Genomic DNA, 20,013 nt, shown 5'->3' on the forward strand with positions numbered 1-20,013 from the left:
ACGCCGTCACCACCCGCGTTCGCGCCACTCCGTGAGGTGGGGCCGCTCGGTGCCCAGGGTGGTGTCGGCGCCGTGTCCCGGGTAGACCCAGGTCTCGTCGGGCAGGGCGTCGAACAGCTTCGTCCCGACGTCGTGCAGGAGCTGGGCGAAGGCGGCCGGGTCGCCGTGGGTGTTGCCGACGCCGCCGGGGAAGAGGGAGTCGCCGGTGAACAGGTGGGGGTGCCCTTCCGGGTCGTCGTAGACGAGGGCGACGGAGCCGGGGGTGTGGCCGGTGAGGTGCCGGACGGTGAGACGGCAGGCACCGACGTGGATCTCGTCGCCGTCGTCGAGCGGGACGTCGGTGGGGACGGGGATGCCCTCGGCGTCGAGGCGCCCGGCGCAGGTGCGGGCGCCGGTGACGCGGACGACGTCGGCGAGGGCCCGCCAGTGGTCGGCGTGACGGTGCGTGGTCACGACGGTGGCGAGACCGGCGTCGCCGACGAGCCCGGTGAGGGTCGCGGGGTCGGCCGCGGCGTCGATGAGGAGCTGGACGCCGGTGTCGCGGCAGCGCAGGAGGTACGCGTTGTTGTCCGTCGGGCCGACCGCGACCTTGGAGATGATCAGCTTGGTCAGCTCGTGGACGGCGGCGGGCCCGCCGACGGTGACGTGTCCTGTGTAGGGCATGGCGGTCAGTCTCCCAGGGCGGGGGCCGGGCGGGGGTCCGTCACAGCGGCGGCAGGGTCGGCAGGGGCGCGGGGGTGGTGAGGCCGGTCCCCGTGGTCCGGCCGCTGAGCCAGCCGACGAGCGCGGCGGCGGGGCCGGTGACGGTGGGCGCGGCGGTGCCGGGGGCGGCGGGCGTGCCGGTGCGCCAGCGGCGGCCGTCGTCGGCGCGCAGGTCGAGGGGCGGGACGTCGGGGTGGTCCAGGTAGCGGTCGGCGAGGTAGCCGGGGGCCGGGCCGAGGAACGCGGGGCCGAGCTGCGCGACGGTGCGGCCGACGTCGAGATCGACGTGGTGCAGCTCGACCTCGACCCAGCGGCGGAGCGGCACGGCGGCCATCGGGCCCGTGACGCCGCCGCGGAACGTCGCGGTGGTGTCCCAGCGCGCGGCGTCGAGGCGGGCCGCGGCGGCGGCGAAGCGGTCGGCGCTCTCGCGCAGGTCGGTGAGGTGGACGGCGAGGGGGCGGCCCGCGTCGCGCGCGATGGCGGCGCTCCTGGCCTCGTCGTCCGGGTACATGGGGCGGCCTTCGAGGACGTTGACGAGGGCGTCCGCGTTGCGCGCGAGGTGGGCGAGGAGGTGGCCGCGCGTCCAGCCGGGGAGGCGGGAGGGGGCGGCGGCGTCCGCCGGTCCCAGGGCCGAGGCGTCGGCGACGAGGGCGTCGGTCGCGGCGGCGAGCGCGGTGAGGTCGGCGTGGGGATCGGGCCGGTTTCCGGTCACGGTCGCCACCCTAGTCACGGCGGGGCGGGGGCGCAGCACCGCCGCGGGGTCACTGGTTCGAGTGATCCGCGCCACCGCGGGAGGGGCCGCGGGGTGACGGTGCGGGGCCGGTTCCGCTCCCGGGACAAGGTCCCTCGATCGAGTGAAGAAGAAGCGAAAGCGCCGGTAATCGAACGTACGTCCTATAGGGTGGCCGTCTCTCCCGGTCCCCAGGCCGACGGCTCCGTCAGCCGGACACGCGTCCTACTCTGGGGGAGGGGTGCCCGCACCGGGCGGGTCCCCGCGTTCTTGACGAAAGGTGCCATCCGGCCGTGGCCGACCGACTCATCGTTCGTGGCGCTCGCGAGCACAACCTGCGCAACGTCTCGCTCGACCTGCCCCGCGACGCGCTCATCGTCTTCACGGGGCTGTCGGGCTCGGGCAAGTCCTCGCTCGCCTTCGACACGATCTTCGCCGAGGGTCAGCGGCGTTACGTCGAGTCGCTGTCCGCGTACGCCAGACAGTTCCTCGGGCAGATGGACAAGCCCGACGTGGACTTCATCGAGGGCCTGTCGCCCGCCGTGTCCATCGACCAGAAGTCCACCTCACGCAACCCGCGCTCCACCGTGGGCACGATCACCGAGGTCTACGACTACCTGCGGCTCCTCTTCGCCCGCATCGGCAAGCCCCACTGCCCCGAGTGCGGCCGTCCGATCGCCAGGCAGTCGCCGCAGGCCATCGTGGACAAGGTCCTCGCCCTGGAGGAGGGCAGCCGCTTCCAGGTGCTCTCGCCGCTCGTCCGCGAGCGCAAGGGCGAGTTCGCCGACCTCTTCGCCGATCTCCAGACCAAGGGCTACAGCCGCGCCCGCGTGGACGGCGTGACCGTCCAGCTCACCGACCCGCCGAAGCTGAAGAAGCAGGAGAAGCACACCGTCGAGGTGGTCGTGGACCGCCTCACGGTGAAGGAGAGCGCCAAGCGGCGGCTGACCGACTCGGTGGAGACCGCGCTCGGTCTGTCGGGCGGCATGGTGATCCTCGACTTCGTGGACCTCCCCGAGGACGACCCGCAGCGCGAGCGGATGTTCTCCGAGCACCTGTACTGCCCGTACGACGACCTGTCGTTCGAGGAGCTGGAGCCGCGCTCCTTCTCGTTCAACTCGCCCTTCGGCGCCTGCCCCGAGTGCACCGGCATCGGCACGCGGATGGAGGTGGACCCCGAGCTGATCGTCCCCGACCCGGACCGCGCGCTGGAGGACGGCGCCATCCACCCGTGGTCGCACGGCCACACCCGCGGCTACTTCAACCTCCTCATCGGTGCCCTGGGCGAGGCGCTCAACTTCCGCACCGACATGCCGTGGAACGGCCTCCCGCAGCGCGCCAAGAAGGCCCTGCTGCACGGCCACAAGGCCCGCCTCGAAGTGCGGTACGAGAACCGGCACGGCCAGGAGCGCGCGTACAGCACCGCCTTCGAGGGCGTCATCCCGTTCGTCAGGCGGCGGCACGCCGAGGCCGAGTCCGACACGAGCCGGGAGCGCTTCGAGGGCTACATGCGCGAGGCCCCCTGCCCCGCCTGCAACGGCACCCGGCTCAAGCCGCTGATCCTGGCGGTGACGGTCCAGGGCCGCTCCATCGCCGACATCGCCGGGATGTCGATCAGCGAGTGCGCCGAGTTCCTCGGCCGCATGGAGCTGAGCCCGCGCGAGAAGACGATCGCGGAGCGCGTCCTCAAGGAGGTCAACGAGCGGCTGCGCTTCCTCGTGGATGTCGGCCTCGACTACCTGTCGCTCGACCGCGCGGCGGGCACGCTCTCCGGCGGCGAGGCGCAGCGCATCCGGCTCGCCACGCAGATCGGCTCGGGCCTGGTCGGCGTGCTGTACGTCCTGGACGAGCCGTCGATCGGCCTGCACCAGCGGGACAACCACCGGCTCATCGAGACGCTGGTGCGGCTGCGCGACCTGGGGAACACGCTGATCGTCGTCGAGCACGACGAGGACACCATCAGGACGTCCGACTGGGTCGTGGACATCGGCCCCGGCGCGGGCGAGCACGGCGGCAACGTCGTCCACAGCGGCCCGCTGTCGGAGCTGCTGACCAACGACGCGTCCCTCACCGGCCAGTACCTGGCCGGGAAGCGCTCCATCCCGACGCCCGTGGTGCGGCGGCCGGTGGACCCGAAGCGGCAGCTGACGGTGCACGGCGCCCGGGAGCACAACCTGAAGAACATCGACGTGGCCTTCCCGCTCGGGGTGCTCACGGCCGTGACCGGCGTCTCGGGCTCGGGCAAGTCCACGCTGGTCAACGACATCCTGTACACGCACCTGGCCCGCGAGCTGAACGGCGCGAAGGCCGTCCCCGGGCGGCACACCCGCGTCGCGGGCGACGAGGGGCTCGACAAGGTCGTGCACGTGGACCAGTCGCCGATCGGCCGCACGCCCCGGTCCAACCCGGCGACGTACACCGGGGTGTTCGACCATGTCCGCCGCCTGTTCGCGGAGACCACGGAGGCCAAGGTCCGCGGCTACCAGCCGGGCCGCTTCTCGTTCAACGTGAAGGGCGGGCGCTGCGAGAACTGCTCGGGCGACGGCACGATCAAGATCGAGATGAACTTCCTGCCCGACGTGTACGTGCCCTGCGAGGTCTGCCACGGCGCCCGGTACAACCGGGAGACGCTGGAGGTCCACTACAAGGGCAAGTCCATCGCCGAGGTGCTCGACATGCCGATCGAGGAGGCCCTCGGCTTCTTCGAGGCGGTGCCCGCCATCGCCAGGCACCTGCGCACGCTGACCGACGTCGGCCTCGGGTACGTCCGCCTCGGGCAGCCCGCGCCGACGCTGTCGGGCGGCGAGGCACAGCGCGTCAAGCTCGCCTCCGAGTTGCAGCGGCGCTCCACCGGGAGCACCGTCTACGTCCTGGACGAGCCGACGACCGGCCTGCACTTCGAGGACATCAGGAAGCTGATCACGGTGCTCTCCGACCTCGTCGAGAAGGGCAACACCGTGATCGTCATCGAGCACAACCTCGATGTGATCAAGACCGCCGACTGGGTCGTGGACATGGGCCCGGAGGGCGGTCACGGCGGGGGCGCGGTCATCGCCGAGGGCACGCCGGAGGACGTCGCGGCCGAACCGTCGAGCCACACCGGCAAGTTCCTGCGTGACGTGCTGGGCGACGCCGTCTCGGACGCGCCCGCCCCCGCCCGCCGCGACACGCGTGCCGCCCGTACCGCCAAGAAGAAGGCGGCGGTGGCCGCGAGGAACTGACCGCCCGTCAACCGACCGCGCCCCAGGCGTCATCCGGCGTTCCCCCCGGGTTCCGGAAGGCCCTCTGGCGCGGCGGCGGCTCCCTTGGAACGCTGACCGCCGGACGCGCCGCCCGCGCGTCCTGCGGTCGCGTTCGAGGGAGCTGCCGGTGGCAGGAACGGTACGCACACGGTCCGGGGCACGCGCGCTGGTCGCGGCGGGGGCCGCGGCCCTCCTCACGCTCACCCTCGCCCCACCGGGGGCGGCGACGGCACCTGCCGCCTCGGCGCCGCTGTCCGCACCGGCGGGCGTGGCGGACCGCGACGGCATGGAGCTGGTCCGCACCGAGCAACCGGTCGCGCCCGGCGCCGACCTGACGTCGTTCCGCCGCCTCGAATCGGACAAGTGGCTGAGCGGCCAGGCGCTCACCGTGGACCTCACCCGCGACCTGCGGCTCGACTACCTGGCCCCCGGCGGGGTCAGCGAGGCGGCGACCGTCGGCGAACTCGCCGCGGCGCACGACCCGGGCGCGGGCCGCACCACGGTGGCCGCCGTCAACGGGGACTTCTTCGACATCAACGCCACCGGCGCGCCGCTGGGCGCGGGGATCGCGGACGGCCGTCTCGTCCAGTCCCCCTCCGCGCCGATGTCCCAGGCCGTGGGCATCGGTCCGGGCGGCGCGGGCCGGGTGCTCGACCTCTACTTCGACGGCACGCTGACGCTGCCGGACGGCGGCACCGTCCCGCTCGACGGGTACAACGCCGCCGACGTCCCGGTCGGCGGCATCGGCCTCTACACCGCCCGGTGGGGCGCGGCCGACCGCGCCCTGCCGGTGGCGGGCGCGACCGGCGTCACCGAGGTGACGGTGACGGACGGCGGCGAGGTGACCGCCGTCCGCGACGCGCCGGGCAGCGGCCCCGTGCCCGAGGACGCGTACGTCCTCCTCGGCCGCGAGGCGGGCGCGGCGGCGCTGGCCGGGCTCACACCGGGCGACACCGTGGACACGGAGTACGCGCCGCGCACCGGCGACGGCGGACCGCTGCCCCGTACGGCCGTGAGCGGGCGCGGTGTCCTGGTCTCCGAGGGCGAGCCGCTGGACTGGGAGGGGCTGCCGAACAACGCCACCGCGCCCCGGACGGCGGTCGGCTTCTTACGGAACGGCCAGGAGATGTACCTCCTGACCGTGGACGGCCGCCAGGCCCACTCGGGCGGCACCACGCTCACGGAGCTGGCCGTCCTCATGGCCGACCTGGGCGCCTGGAGCGCGCTCAACCTGGACGGCGGCGGGTCCACCACGCTCCTGGCCCGCGCCCCGGGCGACCCGGCGCCGCGCCTCGTGGGCAGCCCCTCGGACGGCGGGCAGCGCCCGGTGCCCAACGGCCTCGCGCTCACGGCGCCGCTGGGCAGCGGCCGGATCACCGGCTTCCGGGTGACCACGGCCGCCGACCCGGCGGCGGCGCCGACGGCCGATCCCGTCCCCGGCGGGCATCCCGACCGCGTCTTCCCCGGCCTGACGCGGCGGCTGACCGCGACGGGGCACGACGAGACGTACGGCCAGGCCGCCGGGTCCCCGGCGCGGTGGCGCGCGGACCGGCCGGGCGTCGGGCGCGTGGACGGCGCCGGCGTCTTCACCGCCCGCTCCCCCGGCACGACTAGGGTGACGGCCGAGCGCGGCGAGGCGCGCGGCTCCCTCGACCTGACCGTCCTCGGCGAGCTGACGCGGATCACGCCGACGACGACCCGCGTGGGCCTCGCCGACGCCGGGGCGCAGGGGCGGTTCGGCGTGCTCGGGCACGACGCGGCGGGGGGCACGGCGCCGATCGAGCCGGACGACGTGCGGCTCGCCTACGACCGGGACCGGTTCACGGTGACGCCCGACACGGCGCGCGGCGGCTTCACCGTCCGCGCCGCGCCCGGCACCACGTCGGGCGCGGGCACGGTGACCGTGACGGTGGGCGGGGCGACGGCCGTCCTGGGGGTGACCGTCGGGCTGACGGAGACGGTGCTCGCCGGTTTCGACGCCCCGGAGGAGGCGGCGGCGTGGCGGTTCAGCCATGCGCGCGCGGGCGGCTCGCTCACACCCGAGCCCGCCGGTCAGCAGGGGGGCGGGCTGCGGATGGCGTACGACTTCGGGCTGAGCACCGCGACCCGCGCCGCGTACGCGTCGCCGCCCGCCGACATCCCCGTGCCCGGCCAGCCGCAGAGTTTCCGGCTGTGGATCGAGGGCGACGGGCGGGGCGCCTGGCCGTCGCTGCACCTGGTGGACGCGCAGGGCACCGACCAGGTGCTACGGGGCGACCATGTCACGTGGCAGGGCTGGCGCGAGGTCACGTTCACGGTGCCGGACGGCGTCGCGTACCCGCTGGCGGTGCGGCGCTTCTACCTGGCGGAGACGCGGCCCGACCAGCGGTACGCGGACGAGGTCGTCATCGACGGCCTGCGGTCGCTGACACCGCCGGACGTGTCACTCCCCGACGCGGGGCCGGTGGCCGATCCGGTGATCGCGACGGCGGCGGACACGGCGGGCCGTGACTGGCGCTTCGCCGTCGTCTCGGACGCGCAGTTCGTCGCGCGCGAGCCCGACAGCCCGATCGTCGCCACCGCGCGCCGGACGCTGCGCGAGGTGCGCGCGGCCGAGCCGGACTTCGTGGTCGTGAACGGGGACTGGGTGGACGAGGGGTCGGCAGCTGACCTCGCGTTCGGGCGGCGGGTCATCGAGGAGGAGCTGGGCGACGCCGTGCCGTGGTTCTACGTGCCGGGCAACCATGAGGTGATGGGCGGCAGCATCGAGCAGTTCGAGGCTGAGTTCGGTCCGAGTCAGCTCACGTTCGATCACCGGGGGACGCGGTTCCTCACGCTGGACACCTCGTCCCTCACGCTGCGGGGCGCCGGGTACGGCCAGTTCCAGCGGCTGCGGGCCGAGCTGGACGCGGCGGCGGACGATCCGTCGGTGGGCTCGGTGGTCGTGATGGCGCACGTGCCGCCACGGGACACGACGGCGCAGCCCGCGAGCCAGCTGACCGACCGGCTTGAGGCGGCGCTGCTGGAGGACTGGCTCGCGCGGTTCCGCCGGGACACCGGCAAGGGGACGGCGTTCTTCGGCGCGCACGTCGGCGTCTTCGACGCCTACCACCTCGGCGGCGTGCCGTACGTCATCGGCGGCGACGCGGGGAAGCGCCCGGCCGCCGCGCCGGGCGACGGCGGTTTCACCGGCTGGGCGCTGGTCGGGGTGGACGAGGTCTCGCGCGCCGAGCAGGCGGCGGCCCGCCGCGCCCCGTGGTCGGCCCTGCCCGACTGGCTGTCCGTCCGGACGATGCCGCACGTGGACGGGCTGCGCCTCGGCGTCCCGGCAGAGGTCGCGGTGGGCGGCGCGGTGCGCGCCGGGGCGACGGTGACGCAGCGCGACGCGAGCGGTGTCCGTGACGTACCGGCGGCCTTCCCTGTCAGCGTGGACTGGACCGGCTCGCGCGGCCTGCACGTGGGCCCGGCGCGGGCGGCGGGGCGGCACGCGGTGGCGGCGTTCGACCCGGCGACCGGCGAGCTGACGGGGCTGCGGCCTGGCCGGGTGACGCTGACGGTGACGGTCGCCGGGGTGCGGCAGGAGGCGGTGGTCACCGTCCGCCGGTGACCACCGGCCCGCCGCGCCCCGCCGTCAGCTGAGGCCGACCTCCCGCATCTGGCGCAGTTCCTTCTTCAGGTCGGACACCTCGTCGCGCAGGCGGGCGGCGATCTCGAACTGCAACTCGGCGGCGGCGGCCCGCATCCGCTCGGTGAGCTGCTCGATCGTCTCCGCCAGCTCGGCGGCCGGGCGGTCGGTCAGCTCCACCGTGCGGTTCTTCCCCGCGCTGGGGACGGGTGCCTTCTGCTTCTTGTCGGCGCCCTGCCGGTACCCCGTGCCCAGCAGCTCCCGGGTGTCGATGTCCTCCCGGGCGATGGTGGCGACGATGTCGTTGATCTTCTTGCGCAGCGGCTGCGGGTCGATGCCGTGCGCCTCGTTGTAGGCGATCTGCTTCTCGCGCCGCCGGTTGGTCTCGTCGATGGCGCGCTCCATCGACGGCGTGATCCGGTCCGCGTACATGTGGACCTGGCCCGAGACGTTCCGCGCGGCGCGGCCGATGGTCTGGATCAGGGACGTGCCGGAGCGCAGGAAGCCCTCCTTGTCGGCGTCGAGGATGGCGACGAGCGACACCTCGGGCAGGTCCAGGCCCTCGCGCAGCAGGTTGATGCCGACCAGGACGTCGTACTCCCCGGCCCGCAGCTCCCGCAGCAGCTCGACGCGGCGCAGGGTGTCCACGTCGCTGTGGAGGTAGCGGACGCGGACGCCCAGCTCCAGGAAGTAGTCCGTCAGGTCCTCGGCCATCTTCTTGGTGAGGGTGGTGACGAGGACGCGCTCGTCACGCTCCGCGCGGGCGCGGATCTCGTGCACCAGGTCGTCGATCTGCCCCTCGGTCGGCTTGATCACGACCTGCGGGTCCACCAGGCCGGTGGGGCGGATGATCTGCTCGACCACGCCGTCCCCGCGCGACAGCTCGTAGGGCCCCGGGGTGGCGGACAGGTAGACGGTCTGGCCGACGCGCCCCAGGAACTCCTCCCACTTCAGCGGCCGGTTGTCCATGGCGGACGGCAGCCGGAAGCCGTGGTCCACGAGGGTGCGCTTCCTGGAGGCGTCGCCCTCGTACATGGCGCCGATCTGCGGCACGGTGTTGTGCGACTCGTCGATGACCAGGAGGAAGTCGTCGGGGAAGTAGTCCAGGAGGGTGTGCGGCGCCGTCCCGCTCTCGCGGTCGTCGATGTGGCGCGAGTAGTTCTCGATGCCGGAGCAGGTGCCGATCTGGCGCATCATCTCGATGTCGTAGGTCGTGCGCATGCGCAGCCGCTGGGCCTCCAGCAGCTTGCCCTGGCTTTCGAGACCGGCCAGCCGCTCGGCCAGCTCCGCCTCGATCCCGGCGACGGCCCGCTCCATGCGCTCGGGCCCGGCGACGTAGTGCGAGGCCGGGAAGACGTAGAGGTGGTCGTGCTCCGCGATGACCTCGCCGGTCAGGGGGTGGAGCGTGGACAGCGCCTCGATCTCGTCGCCGAACATCTCGATGCGGACGGCCAGTTCCTCGTACACGGGGAAGATCTCGATGGTGTCCCCGCGCACCCGGAAGGTGCCCCGGGTGAACGCCATGTCGTTGCGCGTGTACTGGATGTCCACGAAGCGCCGGAGCATGGCGTCGCGGTCGATCTCCTGGCCGACGGTGAGCGGGACCATGCGATCGACGTACTCCTGCGGCGTGCCCAGGCCGTAGATGCAGGAGACGGACGCGACCACGACGACGTCGCGGCGTGTGAGCAGCGAGTTCGTGGCGCTGTGGCGCAGCCGCTCGACCTCCTCGTTGATCGAGGAGTCCTTCTCGATGTAGGTGTCCGTCTGGGGGACGTACGCCTCGGGCTGGTAGTAGTCGTAGTACGAGACGAAGTACTCGACCGCGTTGTTCGGCAGCAGCTCGCGGAACTCGTTGGCGAGCTGCGCGGCGAGGGTCTTGTTGGGGGCCATGACGAGGGTGGGGCGCTGCAGCCGCTCGATCATCCAGGCCGTGGTGGCCGACTTGCCGGTGCCGGTGGCCCCGAGCAGGACGACGTCCTTCTCGCCACCGCTGACCCGCTTCTCCAGCTCGTCGATGGCGGCGGGCTGGTCGCCGTTCGGCTGGTAGGGGCTGATGACCTCGAAGGGTGCCGTGGTGCGTTCGATGTGAGAGACGGGCCGCATGCACCCACGGTACGACCCGCCACTGACAACCAGGTTCCGATGACGGACGGTTCCGGTCTGTTAAGCCGAACGTAACTGTTTCCCCGCCGAGGCGTTTCCCCTGCTGGGGAGGCTCGTGGCGTCGTGGTCCCGGCCGCGGCCCGTCCGTCCTGGAAACGCTTCCGGAAGAGCTTGGAGTCCCCCCATGACGAAGCATTCCGCCATCCGCCGGTCCGGCCAGGTCCTGGCCCTGGCCGCCGCGGGGGCCGTCGCCCTGCTGCTGCCGGGCGGGGCGCCCGGCGGCGTCTCCGTGGCGCACGCCTCCCCCCGCCCCGCCGCCGCGCCGGTCGCCGACGCGGGGCCCGCCACGGACGTGACGTCGTCCGGCCTCCTCCCCCGGCGCGGCCCGCTGGTCGTCGCCCACCGCGGCGCCTCCGGCTACGCGCCGGAGAACACCCTGGCCGCCGCCCGCGCGGCGGACGAGGCCGGGGCCACCTGGGTGGAGACCGACGTCCAGCGCACGGCGGACGGCGAGCTGGTGCTGCTCCACGACACGACGCTGGCGCGGACCACCGACGTCGAGCAGGTCTTCCCCGGCCGCGCGCCGTGGAACGTCGCGGACTTCACGGCCGCCGAGATCGACCGGCTCGACGCGGGCAGCTGGTACGGCGAGGAGTTCGCCGGGGAGCCGGTGCCGACCCTGGCGGAGTTCACGCGCGAGCTGGCCTCGAACGGGCAGCGGCTGCTGCTCGAACTGAAGTCGCCCGCGCTGTACCCGGGGATCGAGGAGGAGATCCTGGACGAGCTGCGCGGCGACGGCTGGCTCCACGAGCGGCGGCCGGGCGACCGGGTGGTCCTCCAGAGCTTCGACGCCGCGTCCGTGCGGACCGTGCACGAGCTGGCGCCGCGCGTGGAGACCGGTTTCCTCGGGACCCCCGCGGTCGCCGACCTGCCCGCGTACGCCGCGTTCGCCGACCAGATCAACCCGCGGCACACGGACGTCACGGCCGCCTACGTCGAGGAGATCCAGTCGCTGCGCGGGCCGCACGGCCGTCCGGTGAAGGTCTACGTCTGGACCGTGAACGACGGGGCGCGCGCCGTGGAGCTGGCGGGCCTCGGCGTGGACGGGATCATCAGCGACGTGCCCGACGTCATCGCGGACGCCCTGCGGCGCCGCTGAGGGCGGCGCGGGGCGCGCCGGTACGGGGCGGACGCGAGCGGCGAGGGGCCGCCCGCGCCCGCCCCGCCGCGTGTCAGACCGTGACGTCCTGCGCGCGCAGGAAGGCCAGCGGATCGACGGCGGAGCCGTAGGAGGCCGTCTTCCTGACCTCGAAGTGGAGGTGGGGGCCCGACGAGTTCCCGGTGTTCCCCGACTGGGCGATGACCTGGCCGGTGGTGACCTTCTGGCCGGGCACGACGTCGATCTTCGACAGGTGCGCGTACTGCGTGAACGTGCCGTCCGCGTGCTTGACGACGACGGCGTTGCCGTAGGCGGGGCCGTCGCCCGCGCCGTTGCCGCCGGTCTTGACGACCGTGCCGGTGTGCACGGTCCGCACGTCGGTGCCGACGGGGACGGCGAAGTCCTGGCCGCTGTGCTTGGCCGCCCAGCGCTCGCCGCTGTTCCCGAAGGACGCGGTCAGCGTGTAGGGCCCGGCGATCGGCTTCACCCAGGACTTCGCCAGGTCCGCGGCCTTCTTCGCGGCCGTCTCCTGGGTGTGCGCCTGGTCCGTGGCCGCCTGCGCGAGGTGACCGGCCGTGTCGGCGGCGAAGACGTCGGGGCGGTCGGGGGTGCTGTCGGACGCGACGGCGACGCCGGTCAGGGCCACCGAGGCGGCGAGGCACGCCGTCACGGCGGCGGCGACGCGGCGGGGCGCGTTACGGGCGGACGAGCGGGGGGTGGTGCTGTTCGGCATGGGGGGACAACCTCTGGGTTCGGGGAAATCCGGACCATCCGGACTCGTGCTGTCCCATGGATAACCGCCGTCCACCCGGCGCTCCAAGGGAGCCGGATACGAGGGCGGGTAGTAGCCGGAAGAAGGGCAGGAGGCCCCTTGCGGGCAGGCCGGGGAACCGTTTCGGCACGGGTCGTGGGCGCCCCGGCGGCGGGCGGGCCGTCCGGCGACCGGGCGGGGCGCGGGACGGGCCGGTCCCCTCCCTTCGCCGCCCCGGCCGGGGCGGAGTGCCCGGCCGGGCAGGGACGCAGGTCGCGGACCTCCGTCACATCCCGCTCCTAAGGAGCGTCGTAGGCCGCTCCCCGGCTGTGACCATGGCCACGTCCCGGCGCGTGATCAGCGCGGGAAGACCTCGAACGTGACGCAGCGGCGCCCGCCGAAGCGCGCCGCGCCCGCCTGCGTGGCGTGCGTGTGCAGCTCCCGTGCGTAGTCGGCCGGGGAGCGGTCGTCGAGGGCCTCGATGTACGCCCGGTGCTCGGCGAGCGAGGCGATGGCCCGCTCCAGGGAGTCGGGGCCGATCTCCTGGGCGTGGGTCGGGTGCGGCGAGCCGGACACCGCGACCCAGCGGGTGCCGCCCCAGGGGGCGAGCGCGCCGTCGGCGAGCTGTTCGGGGAAGATCCAGCGGTTCCCCGCGTCGCCCGCCGCGTCGAGGACGGCGCGGCCGACGACGCGGTGGTCCGGCGTGTTCCAGGCGGTGCCGCCCCACGTGTCGTGGTGGTTGAGCGTGATCAGCAGCTCGGGGCGGTGGCGCCGTACGGCGGCGGCCAGGTCGCGGCGCAGCGCCGTGCCCTCCTCGATCACGCCGTCGGGGTGGTCGAGGAACTCCACGGTGTCCACGCCGACGACGGCGGCACTGGCCCGCTGCTCCGCCTCCCTGACGCGCGCGGACTCGGCGGGCGGCAGCCCGTCGATCCCGGCCTCGCCGCGGGTGACGAGGACGTAGGCGACCTCGCGTCCCGCGGCGGTCCACTCGGCGATCGCCCCGGCGGCGCCGTACTCCAGGTCGTCGGGGTGGGCGACGACGGCGAGGGCGCGCCGCCAGTCCTGGGGCATGGGCGTCAGGTCGTCCGTGTCCGTCATGGCTTCGCGGTCCTTGTCCTCACGGGGCGGGTGCGCGCGGTCCTGGCGTCAGCGCCAGCCGTGCCGCAGTTGCAGATTGTGCACGACGCGGTTGAAGCGGGCCCGGTCCAGCGCGCACGCCTCGCGCCGCATGCCGTCCGGGTGCACGCGGAGCACGCGGTCGAGGTGGACCCAGGAGTCACGGCCGGAGCGGTCCCAGGGCCCGGAGCCGAGCGGCAGCCACTCGTCGTCGTGGTCGCGGTCGCGGCTGGTGAGCTGGACGGCGAGGAGGGTGCCGCGCCGGGGCTCCCTGGCGACGACCAGCACCGGGCGGTCCTTGCCGCGCCCGTCGTTCTCCTCGTAGGGGACCCACGTCCAGACGATCTCGCCGGGGTCGGGGTCGCCGTCGGGTTCCGGCGCGTACTCGGTCCTCACCTGTCCGACCGCCCTGGGGTCCGCCTCGACCGTCGCGGTGGGGCCCTGACGTCCCGGTATGTGGCGGGTCTCGATGTCCTCGGTGCGCTCCATGGCCCCACGCTATCGCCGGGCGCCGGGCGGATTGTCAGTGGTCGCCTCTACCGTTCTGTCCGGTGGATCTTCCACACGGTCCGGGGGTCCCGGTGACGGGGCCGGGGAGAGGGAGTCAGACGTGCCCGCAGGTGAGACGTATCTGGAGCTGTCCGAGGACGACGGCGGCGCCCACAAGTTCTACGAGGTGACGGTCGCCGGGACGTCCGTGACGGTGCGGTACGGGCGGATCGGCACGGACGGCCAGGTGAAGACCTCGGCGTTCCCCTCGGCGGACAAGGCGCGGGCCGCCGCCGACCGGAAGATAGCGGAGAAGGTGCGCAAGGGGTACGCCCCGGCGGTGCGCGGCGGGCGGGCGGCGCGGGCGGTGACCCGGCGCGCGATCGCCTCGGCCCCCTCGACCGCCCGTTCGGTCGCGCCGGTGCTCTGGCGCTTCCGCACCGGCGCCGCCGCGTTCGGCATCCACATCGACGCGGACCGCTGCTGGGTCGGCAACCAGGACGGCGACGTCTACACGGTGACGCACGCCGGTGAGGTGCTGTCCCGTTTCCGGCTGCCCGACGGCGTCAAGTGCCTGGTGGCGGACGACTTCTGGATCTACGCGGGCTGTGACGACGGCACGGTGTACGACCTGTCGGCGAAGCTGCCGTTCGCCGCCTACGCGATATCGCAGGACGTGGACATCTTCTGGCTCGACATCCACGAGGGGGTGCTGAACGTCTCGGACCGCGACGGCGGGCTGACGGTCATCGACCACGAGGACGAGTTCCAGTGGTCACGGTCGAGCGACGGCGACCACGGCTGGATGGTGCGCCGCGACGACCGTGCCGTCTACCACGGGCACAGCAAGGGCGTGACGGCGTACGCGACGGACGGCGGCCGGGTGCTGTGGCAGCGGGCGACCGCGGGGCAGGTCCTCTTCGGCTGGCAGGAGCGGGACGCGGTGTACGCGGGGACGGCGCGGCGGCTCGTGCAGCGGCTGTCGAAGGCGACGGGCCGGGTCGAGGCGTCGTACGTGTGCGACGGGGCGGTCTACTCGTGCGCGACCGCGCCGGGCGGCCGGTACGTCTTCGCGGGGGACGCCCACTCCTCCGTGTACTGCTTCGCCGAGGACGGGACGCGGCTGTGGAAGCTGGACACGGGCGGTGGCTCGGCCCTGTCGATGCAGTACCGGGACGAGAAGCTGTACATCGTGACGACGGACGGCTCGCTGGCCTGCATCGACGCGAGTGACGCGGCCGTCGCGGCGGCGCGGGAGGGTTCGGTGCCCACGGCGGTGGACGTCAAGCTGTCCGCCGCGCTTCCGACGTACACCCCGGCGACCGCGGTGGCCACGGTCACGGCGTCGGCGCGTGCCTCGGTGGTGTCGGGCGGCGGCGTGCTCGTCGAGTGTGTGCAGGAAGGGGGGCGGCTGCGGATGCGCATCCTCACCGAGGGCTACGACGAGGGGTGGAACGTCCAGTTCCCCCGGCACATACGCGAGGCCGGGGCGCGGTACGTGGTGGACGGTGTGCACGCCGCGTCGGGCGGCTTCTACCGGGTGCGGGGGGAGATCCGGCGCCTGGTGTGAGGCGCCGGATCTCCGGCAGGTCAGGCCTCGCGCCGGGCGCGCGGGCCCCTGACGAGGCGGAAGCCGCCGAGCCCGGCGAGCGCGCCGAGGACGCCGCCCGCCGTGGTCCACAGCCAGCGGTCGGTCCACCAGCCGCCGCCCCAGCCCCCGTCGGGCTCGGGCAGCGCGGCCAGGTACGGATCGGTGTCGGCCGCGCCGTCCTCGGCCGTGTCCCCGGTGTCCCCGGTGTCCCCGGTGTCCGCGGTGTCCCCGGCGAGGACGCCCGCCGCGCCCACGGGGAGCAGCGGATCGGCCAGTGCGCCGCCGTAGGCCGCGGAGCCGCCCGCCTCCTCCGCGGTGGCCCGCGCCTCGACCGTGACCGGCAGCCCGAGGTCACGCTCGGGCAGCTCCGTCACGGTGAGCCGCAGGTAGTACCCGCCGGGCAGCGGGGCGTCCGACCAGGGCTCGGCCCAGGGCCGCACCGTGGGCAGGGTGCAGGACAGGCTGACGGACGCCGCGTCCTGCTCCGCGCGGACCGTCTGCGGGCCCTCCGTGCACGGCTGGCGGCGGCGCAGGCCGTCGTAGACGTCCAGCTGCCAGGTGGCGGGGCCGCTGCGGGGGGCGGTGTCGGGCAGCGTCACGGTCGCCTCGGCCGTCGCCGTCTGCCCGGCCGCCACCGGGAACGTCCAGTACAGGTAGTCGCCGGTGGAGGCGCTGGCCGTGGCGGACGTGCCTTGCCCGATCACCGTCGCGGTGCGGAAGGTCGTGCCCGCCTCGGTGGGGGCGTCCCCGGTACCGTCGCCTTCCCCGGCGTCGGCCGCCGCGGGGACCCCACCGGCGAGCAGGGCGCCGCCCGCCAACAGCAGCGCGGTGAACGGCCGGACACCTCGTGCACGGCTCATGACGACCTCCCCATGACGACGCCGAGACGGACGAACAGGCCGAGGAGCAGACCGGCGAGCAGCCCCGTCCCCGTCAGCAGGACGAGCGGCACCCAGCCCCTGGCCAGGCCGAACGCGGCGACGTCGGACGGGTCGTCGGGACCGCCCACCACGTCCACGGTCAGCTCGACCGGCAGACCCGGGGTCCGCTGGACCGCGTCGGGCGCGGAGAAGGAGCTGCCGACGTCGAGGCAGATGATCCTGACCTCGTCGCCCGCGTCGCCCGCGTCCCCTGTATCCCCATCACCGGTGTCGTCCTCGTCCTCAGGCACCGGGAGGCGCAGGCCGGTCGAGACGACGTCGGTGCGTCCGGTGCCCGCGCCGGTGCCCCGGACGAGTTCCTGGCCCCCCTCGTCCACCGCACGCAGCAGCACGCCGTGGTCCGGGTTGACGGCGCGGTCGGCCGCCACGCTGACCGTGGCGCGCAGCTCCTGCCCCGGCGCGACCGGGACGCGGTACCAGCGGTGCTCACCGAACTCCTGACGGTCCGTGTACACCCCGACGCCGAGGCTCGGCGCGTCCTGGCACCCGGGCGCGCCCTGCACCGCAGTCGGGTTCTCGACGGGCTGGTCGGCGCGCCGTACCAGCTGTTTCAGCCGGTCGGAGAGCTGGTCGGTGTCCTGCACGGCCGTGTACGTGCCGCCGGTCGCCTCGGCGATGCAGCTGAGCTGTTCGCGCACCGCGTCGTCCAGCGTCAGGCCGAGGGTGTCCACGACGAGGTGCGTCCCGCTCGCGGCCAGTTCGCGGGCGACGTCGCAGGGGTCGGGTTGGCCGCAGGAGTCCTCGCCGTCGGTGATGAGCACGATCCGGCGGGTGCCGTCCCCGTCGCCGAGGTCCTGGTCGGCGCCGCGCAGCGCGAGGCCGATGGGCGTCCAGCCGGTCGGCCGCAGTGTCGCGACCGCCGTCTTGGCCTCGGTGCGGTCCACCGGCCCCACCGGGTACAGCTGTTCGCTGTCCTGGCAGCCGATCTCGATGTCGTCGCCCGGGTAGGTGGCGCCGAGGGTCCTGATGCCGAGGTGCACCTCGTCGGGCACGGCGTCGATCACCTCCTCGAACGCCTGCTGGGCGGCGGCCATGCGGGAGCGGCCGTCCCGCATGTCCCGCTCCGCCATGGAGCCGCTGACGTCGAGCACGAGGTCCACTCGTGGCGGGGGCGCGTCCTGCGCGGGCTCGTCCGCGACGGCGCTCGTCGTCAGCAGACCTGCCGCCAGGGCGACGAACAGCCCGGACAGGCCAACCGCCGTCCATTTCCTTAAGATCATCTGCGGATCCTATTGATCAGTGGCGGCGGGCCGTACACCGCCCTCCACGAGCGCCCGCGCGTACCGTGGCGGCCATGGACGCAGCATCGAAGCCGCAGGTCATCCCGGGGACGATGCGTGCCTGGGTGGTCCGCACGCCAGGCCGCATCGAGTTCACCGAACTGCCCGTGCCCGAGCCCGCGCCGGACGAACTCCTCGTCCGCGTCCGCACCTGCGGCGTCTGCCGCACCGATCTGCACGTCAGGGACGGCGACCTGCCGCCGCACAAGTCACCCGTGGTGCCGGGCCACGAGGTGGTCGGCGACGTGGTCGCCATCGGCGAGCGGGCGCAGGGCCATCCCGTGGGCGCCCGCGTCGGCGTGCCCTGGCTGCGGCACACCTGCGGCACCTGCCGGTACTGCGCGCGGCACCAGGAGAACCTGTGCCCGCACTCGAAGTACACCGGCTGGGACGCCGACGGCGGCTACGCCGAGTACGTCACCGTGCCCGCCGCCTACGCTTACACCCTCCCCACCGGCTACGGCGACACGGAGCTGGCGCCGCTGCTGTGCGCCGGGATCATCGGCTACCGCGCACTGCGCCGCGCCGACCTGCCGCCCGGCGGGCGGCTCGGCATCTACGGCTTCGGCGGATCGGCCCACCTCACGGCGCAGGTGGCCACCGGCCAGGGCGCGACCGTCCACGTCGTCACGCGCTCCCCCGCCGCCCGGCAGCTGGCCAGGGACCTCGGCGCCGCGTCCGCCGTCGGCTCGGACGGCACCCCACCGGAACCCTTGGACGCCGCCCTCCTGTTCGCCCCGGTCGGCGACCTCGTGCCGGTGGCCCTCGAAGCACTGGACAGCGGCGGCACGCTCAGCATCGCGGGCATCTACCTGTCCCCCATCCCCCCGCTCGACTACGAGCGGCACCTCTTCCGCGAGCGCACCCTCCGCAGCGTCACGGCGAACACCCGCGACGACGGCCGGGAGTTCCTCGCCGAGGCCGCGGCCCACCACATCCGCAGCACGGTGACGCCCTATCCGTTCGAGGAGGCAGACCGGGCGCTGGACGACCTCGCGGCCGACCGCGTCAACGGCGCGGCCGTCCTCACCATGCCCCCCACCCGCGGCTGAGCCCGCGTCACCCCCCGGCCAGCAGCACCCGCTCCCGCACCACGTCGAGGAACGCGGGCACCTCCTCCATCGCCGTCCCCGTGCACTGCACGATCAGGTCCATCACGTCCCCGGCCGACAGCGCGCCCACGACGGGATGGACGTGCGCGAGCGCGACACGCTCCTCCATCCGCTTGAGCACGTGGATCGCCAGGTTCAGCTCCGGCACGCGCCGGGTGTGGCCGAACTCCAGGTTCTCCCTGATCACCCACATGTCCGGGATGACCTGCCCGAAGAGGATGAGGTGCGCGAGCGCGAACATGGCCCGCGCGCACTGCCTGGCGCTCTCGGCCGACTCGTCCTGGAGCGCCCGCACCCCCTCCAGGTCGTCGGCCAGGTACGCCTTGATGAGCGCGACGGCGTGCAGCACCTCCTCGTCGGTGTACGGCTTGGCCACGCCCCCCATACACACCACCCCTCCGCTCACTCTCCGGCGACCACCTGTGCACCCAGTGTGTCAGCGCCCCGCCCCCGCGTGGCCCGATCCCGGACGACCGCGCCCGTACGGGTGACGCCCGGGTCAGGACTGACGCGGCGCGCCGGGCGGTCCGCTCCACGCCGGGCGCCGCGGGTCGTCCAGCCTGACCACGACGTCGGCCGCCTCCTGCGGGGCGACCTCGGCCGCGTACCGCTCGAACGCGGGCAGGGTCCACCGCTCCGCGGCGCCGGTGCGCCGCGCGAGAGCCCCCGGGGAGAGGCTGAGGTGCACGGCCAGGTCGGCGGGGAACCACTTCCCGAGCAGGAAGGCGCCGTGCAGGAGCAGGACACCGCCCGCCGGGAGGGTGACGTACGGGCTGCGCGTGGCCCGGTCCCGTTCCGGGTCCCACAGGTCGGGCAGCACACGGCCGCTGCCGTCGGCGTCCAGCGGGGTGAGGACCTCACGCCACAGCGCGCCGGTGTCCAGCCAGAGGTCGAGGTAGGCGTCGGGATCCTCCTTGCCGTACTCGAACCTGACGGACGCCGCCCGCAGGAAGCCACCGGCCGCGACGACGAGCGCGGCACGTCCGCGCTCCCTCAGCGCCCGCGCCAGCCCCTCCGCCAGCGCCCCGGGCTCCGCGGCGGGCGCGCCGTCGATCAGCACCCGCGTCCACGGACCGCCGTCACCGCCCGGCAGGGTGACGAGATGCCCGGCGAGCGCGTCGGTGAGGCGTTCCGTGCTGATCGGCTCAAGTCGCATACGCCCCATCCTCCTCAACCGGCCTCCCCCA

At 74.1% G+C, this 20,013-nt stretch carries 15 protein-coding genes; 5 read left to right on the forward strand and 10 right to left on the reverse strand.

Annotated elements, in window-relative coordinates:
- Positions 1-6: 6 nt before the first annotated feature.
- Both IF27_RS23455 and IF27_RS23460 read right to left on the reverse strand, forming a co-directional pair.
- Positions 7-663 (reverse strand): MBL fold metallo-hydrolase, encoded by a 657-nt coding sequence (locus IF27_RS23455; protein WP_052851727.1) that lies wholly within the window; start codon positions 661-663, stop codon positions 7-9.
- 40 nt (positions 664-703) lie between these two features.
- Entirely contained in the window at positions 704-1,414 is a 711-nt protein-coding gene (locus tag IF27_RS23460; protein WP_052851862.1) for a maleylpyruvate isomerase family mycothiol-dependent enzyme, read from the reverse strand.
- A gap of 311 nt (positions 1,415-1,725) precedes the next feature.
- On the opposite strand from IF27_RS23460, the gene uvrA reads away from it, so the two are divergent.
- A complete protein-coding gene (gene uvrA, locus IF27_RS23465; RefSeq protein ID WP_052851728.1) occupies positions 1,726-4,653 on the forward strand; it encodes an excinuclease ABC subunit UvrA in 2,928 nt (975 codons plus the stop codon).
- Positions 4,654-4,960: 307 nt separating this feature from the next.
- The gene (locus IF27_RS23470) at positions 4,961-8,260 is read left to right on the forward strand and encodes a phosphodiester glycosidase family protein (protein ID WP_110946201.1); all 3,300 of its coding nucleotides are present in this window, start codon (positions 4,961-4,963) and stop codon (positions 8,258-8,260) included.
- Between the two features lie 24 nt (positions 8,261-8,284).
- On the opposite strand, the gene uvrB is transcribed toward IF27_RS23470, so the two are convergent.
- On the reverse strand, positions 8,285-10,384 hold the full coding sequence (gene uvrB / locus IF27_RS23475) for an excinuclease ABC subunit UvrB (protein ID WP_052851730.1): 2,100 nt from the start codon (positions 10,382-10,384) through the stop codon (positions 8,285-8,287).
- A gap of 184 nt (positions 10,385-10,568) precedes the next feature.
- On the opposite strand from uvrB, the gene IF27_RS23480 reads away from it, so the two are divergent.
- A complete protein-coding gene (locus tag IF27_RS23480) occupies positions 10,569-11,543 on the forward strand; it encodes a glycerophosphodiester phosphodiesterase (protein ID WP_052851731.1) in 975 nt (324 codons plus the stop codon).
- Positions 11,544-11,616: 73 nt separating this feature from the next.
- On the opposite strand, the gene IF27_RS23485 is transcribed toward IF27_RS23480, so the two are convergent.
- The 3 genes from IF27_RS23485 to IF27_RS23495 all read right to left on the reverse strand — a co-directional run bounded on the left by IF27_RS23485 (position 11,617) and on the right by IF27_RS23495 (position 13,902).
- Complete coding sequence (locus IF27_RS23485) at positions 11,617-12,276, reverse strand: M23 family metallopeptidase (RefSeq protein WP_052851732.1); 660 nt, start codon at positions 12,274-12,276, stop codon at positions 11,617-11,619.
- Positions 12,277-12,651: 375 nt separating this feature from the next.
- On the reverse strand, positions 12,652-13,395 hold the full coding sequence (locus IF27_RS23490) for a PIG-L deacetylase family protein (protein ID WP_052851733.1): 744 nt from the start codon (positions 13,393-13,395) through the stop codon (positions 12,652-12,654).
- 48 nt (positions 13,396-13,443) lie between these two features.
- Positions 13,444-13,902 (reverse strand): type II toxin-antitoxin system PemK/MazF family toxin, encoded by a 459-nt coding sequence (locus IF27_RS23495; RefSeq protein WP_052851734.1) that lies wholly within the window; start codon positions 13,900-13,902, stop codon positions 13,444-13,446.
- A gap of 121 nt (positions 13,903-14,023) precedes the next feature.
- On the opposite strand from IF27_RS23495, the gene IF27_RS23500 reads away from it, so the two are divergent.
- On the forward strand, positions 14,024-15,472 hold the full coding sequence (locus tag IF27_RS23500) for a WGR domain-containing protein (RefSeq protein WP_052851735.1): 1,449 nt from the start codon (positions 14,024-14,026) through the stop codon (positions 15,470-15,472).
- A 20-nt stretch (positions 15,473-15,492) separates the two neighbouring features.
- On the opposite strand, the gene IF27_RS23505 is transcribed toward IF27_RS23500, so the two are convergent.
- Positions 15,493-16,353 (reverse strand): hypothetical protein, encoded by an 861-nt coding sequence (locus tag IF27_RS23505; protein WP_052851736.1) that lies wholly within the window; start codon positions 16,351-16,353, stop codon positions 15,493-15,495.
- The gene (locus IF27_RS23510) at positions 16,350-17,654 is read right to left on the reverse strand and encodes a VWA domain-containing protein (protein ID WP_052851737.1); all 1,305 of its coding nucleotides are present in this window, start codon (positions 17,652-17,654) and stop codon (positions 16,350-16,352) included. The genes IF27_RS23505 and IF27_RS23510 overlap by 4 nt, the downstream gene beginning before the upstream one ends.
- Positions 17,655-17,767: 113 nt before the next feature.
- Between IF27_RS23510 and IF27_RS23515 the strand changes: the two genes are divergently transcribed.
- Entirely contained in the window at positions 17,768-18,766 is a 999-nt protein-coding gene (locus IF27_RS23515) for a zinc-dependent alcohol dehydrogenase family protein (RefSeq protein ID WP_052851863.1), read from the forward strand.
- 7 nt (positions 18,767-18,773) lie between these two features.
- Here IF27_RS23515 and IF27_RS23520 read toward each other — a convergent pair whose 3' ends face one another.
- Both IF27_RS23520 and IF27_RS23525 read right to left on the reverse strand, forming a co-directional pair.
- Positions 18,774-19,202 (reverse strand): DUF6224 family protein, encoded by a 429-nt coding sequence (locus IF27_RS23520; protein WP_190233082.1) that lies wholly within the window; start codon positions 19,200-19,202, stop codon positions 18,774-18,776.
- Between the two features lie 123 nt (positions 19,203-19,325).
- Positions 19,326-19,982, reverse strand: a complete 657-nt coding sequence (locus IF27_RS23525; protein WP_052851739.1) for a nucleoside/nucleotide kinase family protein — start codon at positions 19,980-19,982, stop codon at positions 19,326-19,328.
- Positions 19,983-20,013: the final 31 nt, after the last annotated feature.

Origin of the sequence: Streptomyces avicenniae, from assembly GCF_000719135.1 — a bacterium.
GTDB classification, from domain to species: Bacteria; Actinomycetota; Actinomycetes; order Streptomycetales; family Streptomycetaceae; genus Streptomyces; species Streptomyces avicenniae.

Coding starts and splice junctions, on each gene's coding strand:
- IF27_RS23455 (WP_052851727.1), bottom strand. CDS start 663: ATGCCCTACACAGGACACGTCACCGTCGGCGGGCCCGCCGCCGTCCAC.
- IF27_RS23470 (WP_110946201.1), top strand. CDS start 4,961: ATGGAGCTGGTCCGCACCGAGCAACCGGTCGCGCCCGGCGCCGACCTG.
- uvrB (WP_052851730.1), bottom strand. CDS start 10,384: ATGCGGCCCGTCTCTCACATCGAACGCACCACGGCACCCTTCGAGGTC.
- IF27_RS23480 (WP_052851731.1), top strand. CDS start 10,569: ATGACGAAGCATTCCGCCATCCGCCGGTCCGGCCAGGTCCTGGCCCTG.
- IF27_RS23485 (WP_052851732.1), bottom strand. CDS start 12,276: ATGCCGAACAGCACCACCCCCCGCTCGTCCGCCCGTAACGCGCCCCGC.
- IF27_RS23490 (WP_052851733.1), bottom strand. CDS start 13,395: ATGACGGACACGGACGACCTGACGCCCATGCCCCAGGACTGGCGGCGC.
- IF27_RS23495 (WP_052851734.1), bottom strand. CDS start 13,902: ATGGAGCGCACCGAGGACATCGAGACCCGCCACATACCGGGACGTCAG.
- IF27_RS23505 (WP_052851736.1), bottom strand. CDS start 16,353: ATGAGCCGTGCACGAGGTGTCCGGCCGTTCACCGCGCTGCTGTTGGCG.
- IF27_RS23510 (WP_052851737.1), bottom strand. CDS start 17,654: ATGATCTTAAGGAAATGGACGGCGGTTGGCCTGTCCGGGCTGTTCGTC.
- IF27_RS23515 (WP_052851863.1), top strand. CDS start 17,768: ATGCGTGCCTGGGTGGTCCGCACGCCAGGCCGCATCGAGTTCACCGAA.
- IF27_RS23525 (WP_052851739.1), bottom strand. CDS start 19,982: ATGCGACTTGAGCCGATCAGCACGGAACGCCTCACCGACGCGCTCGCC.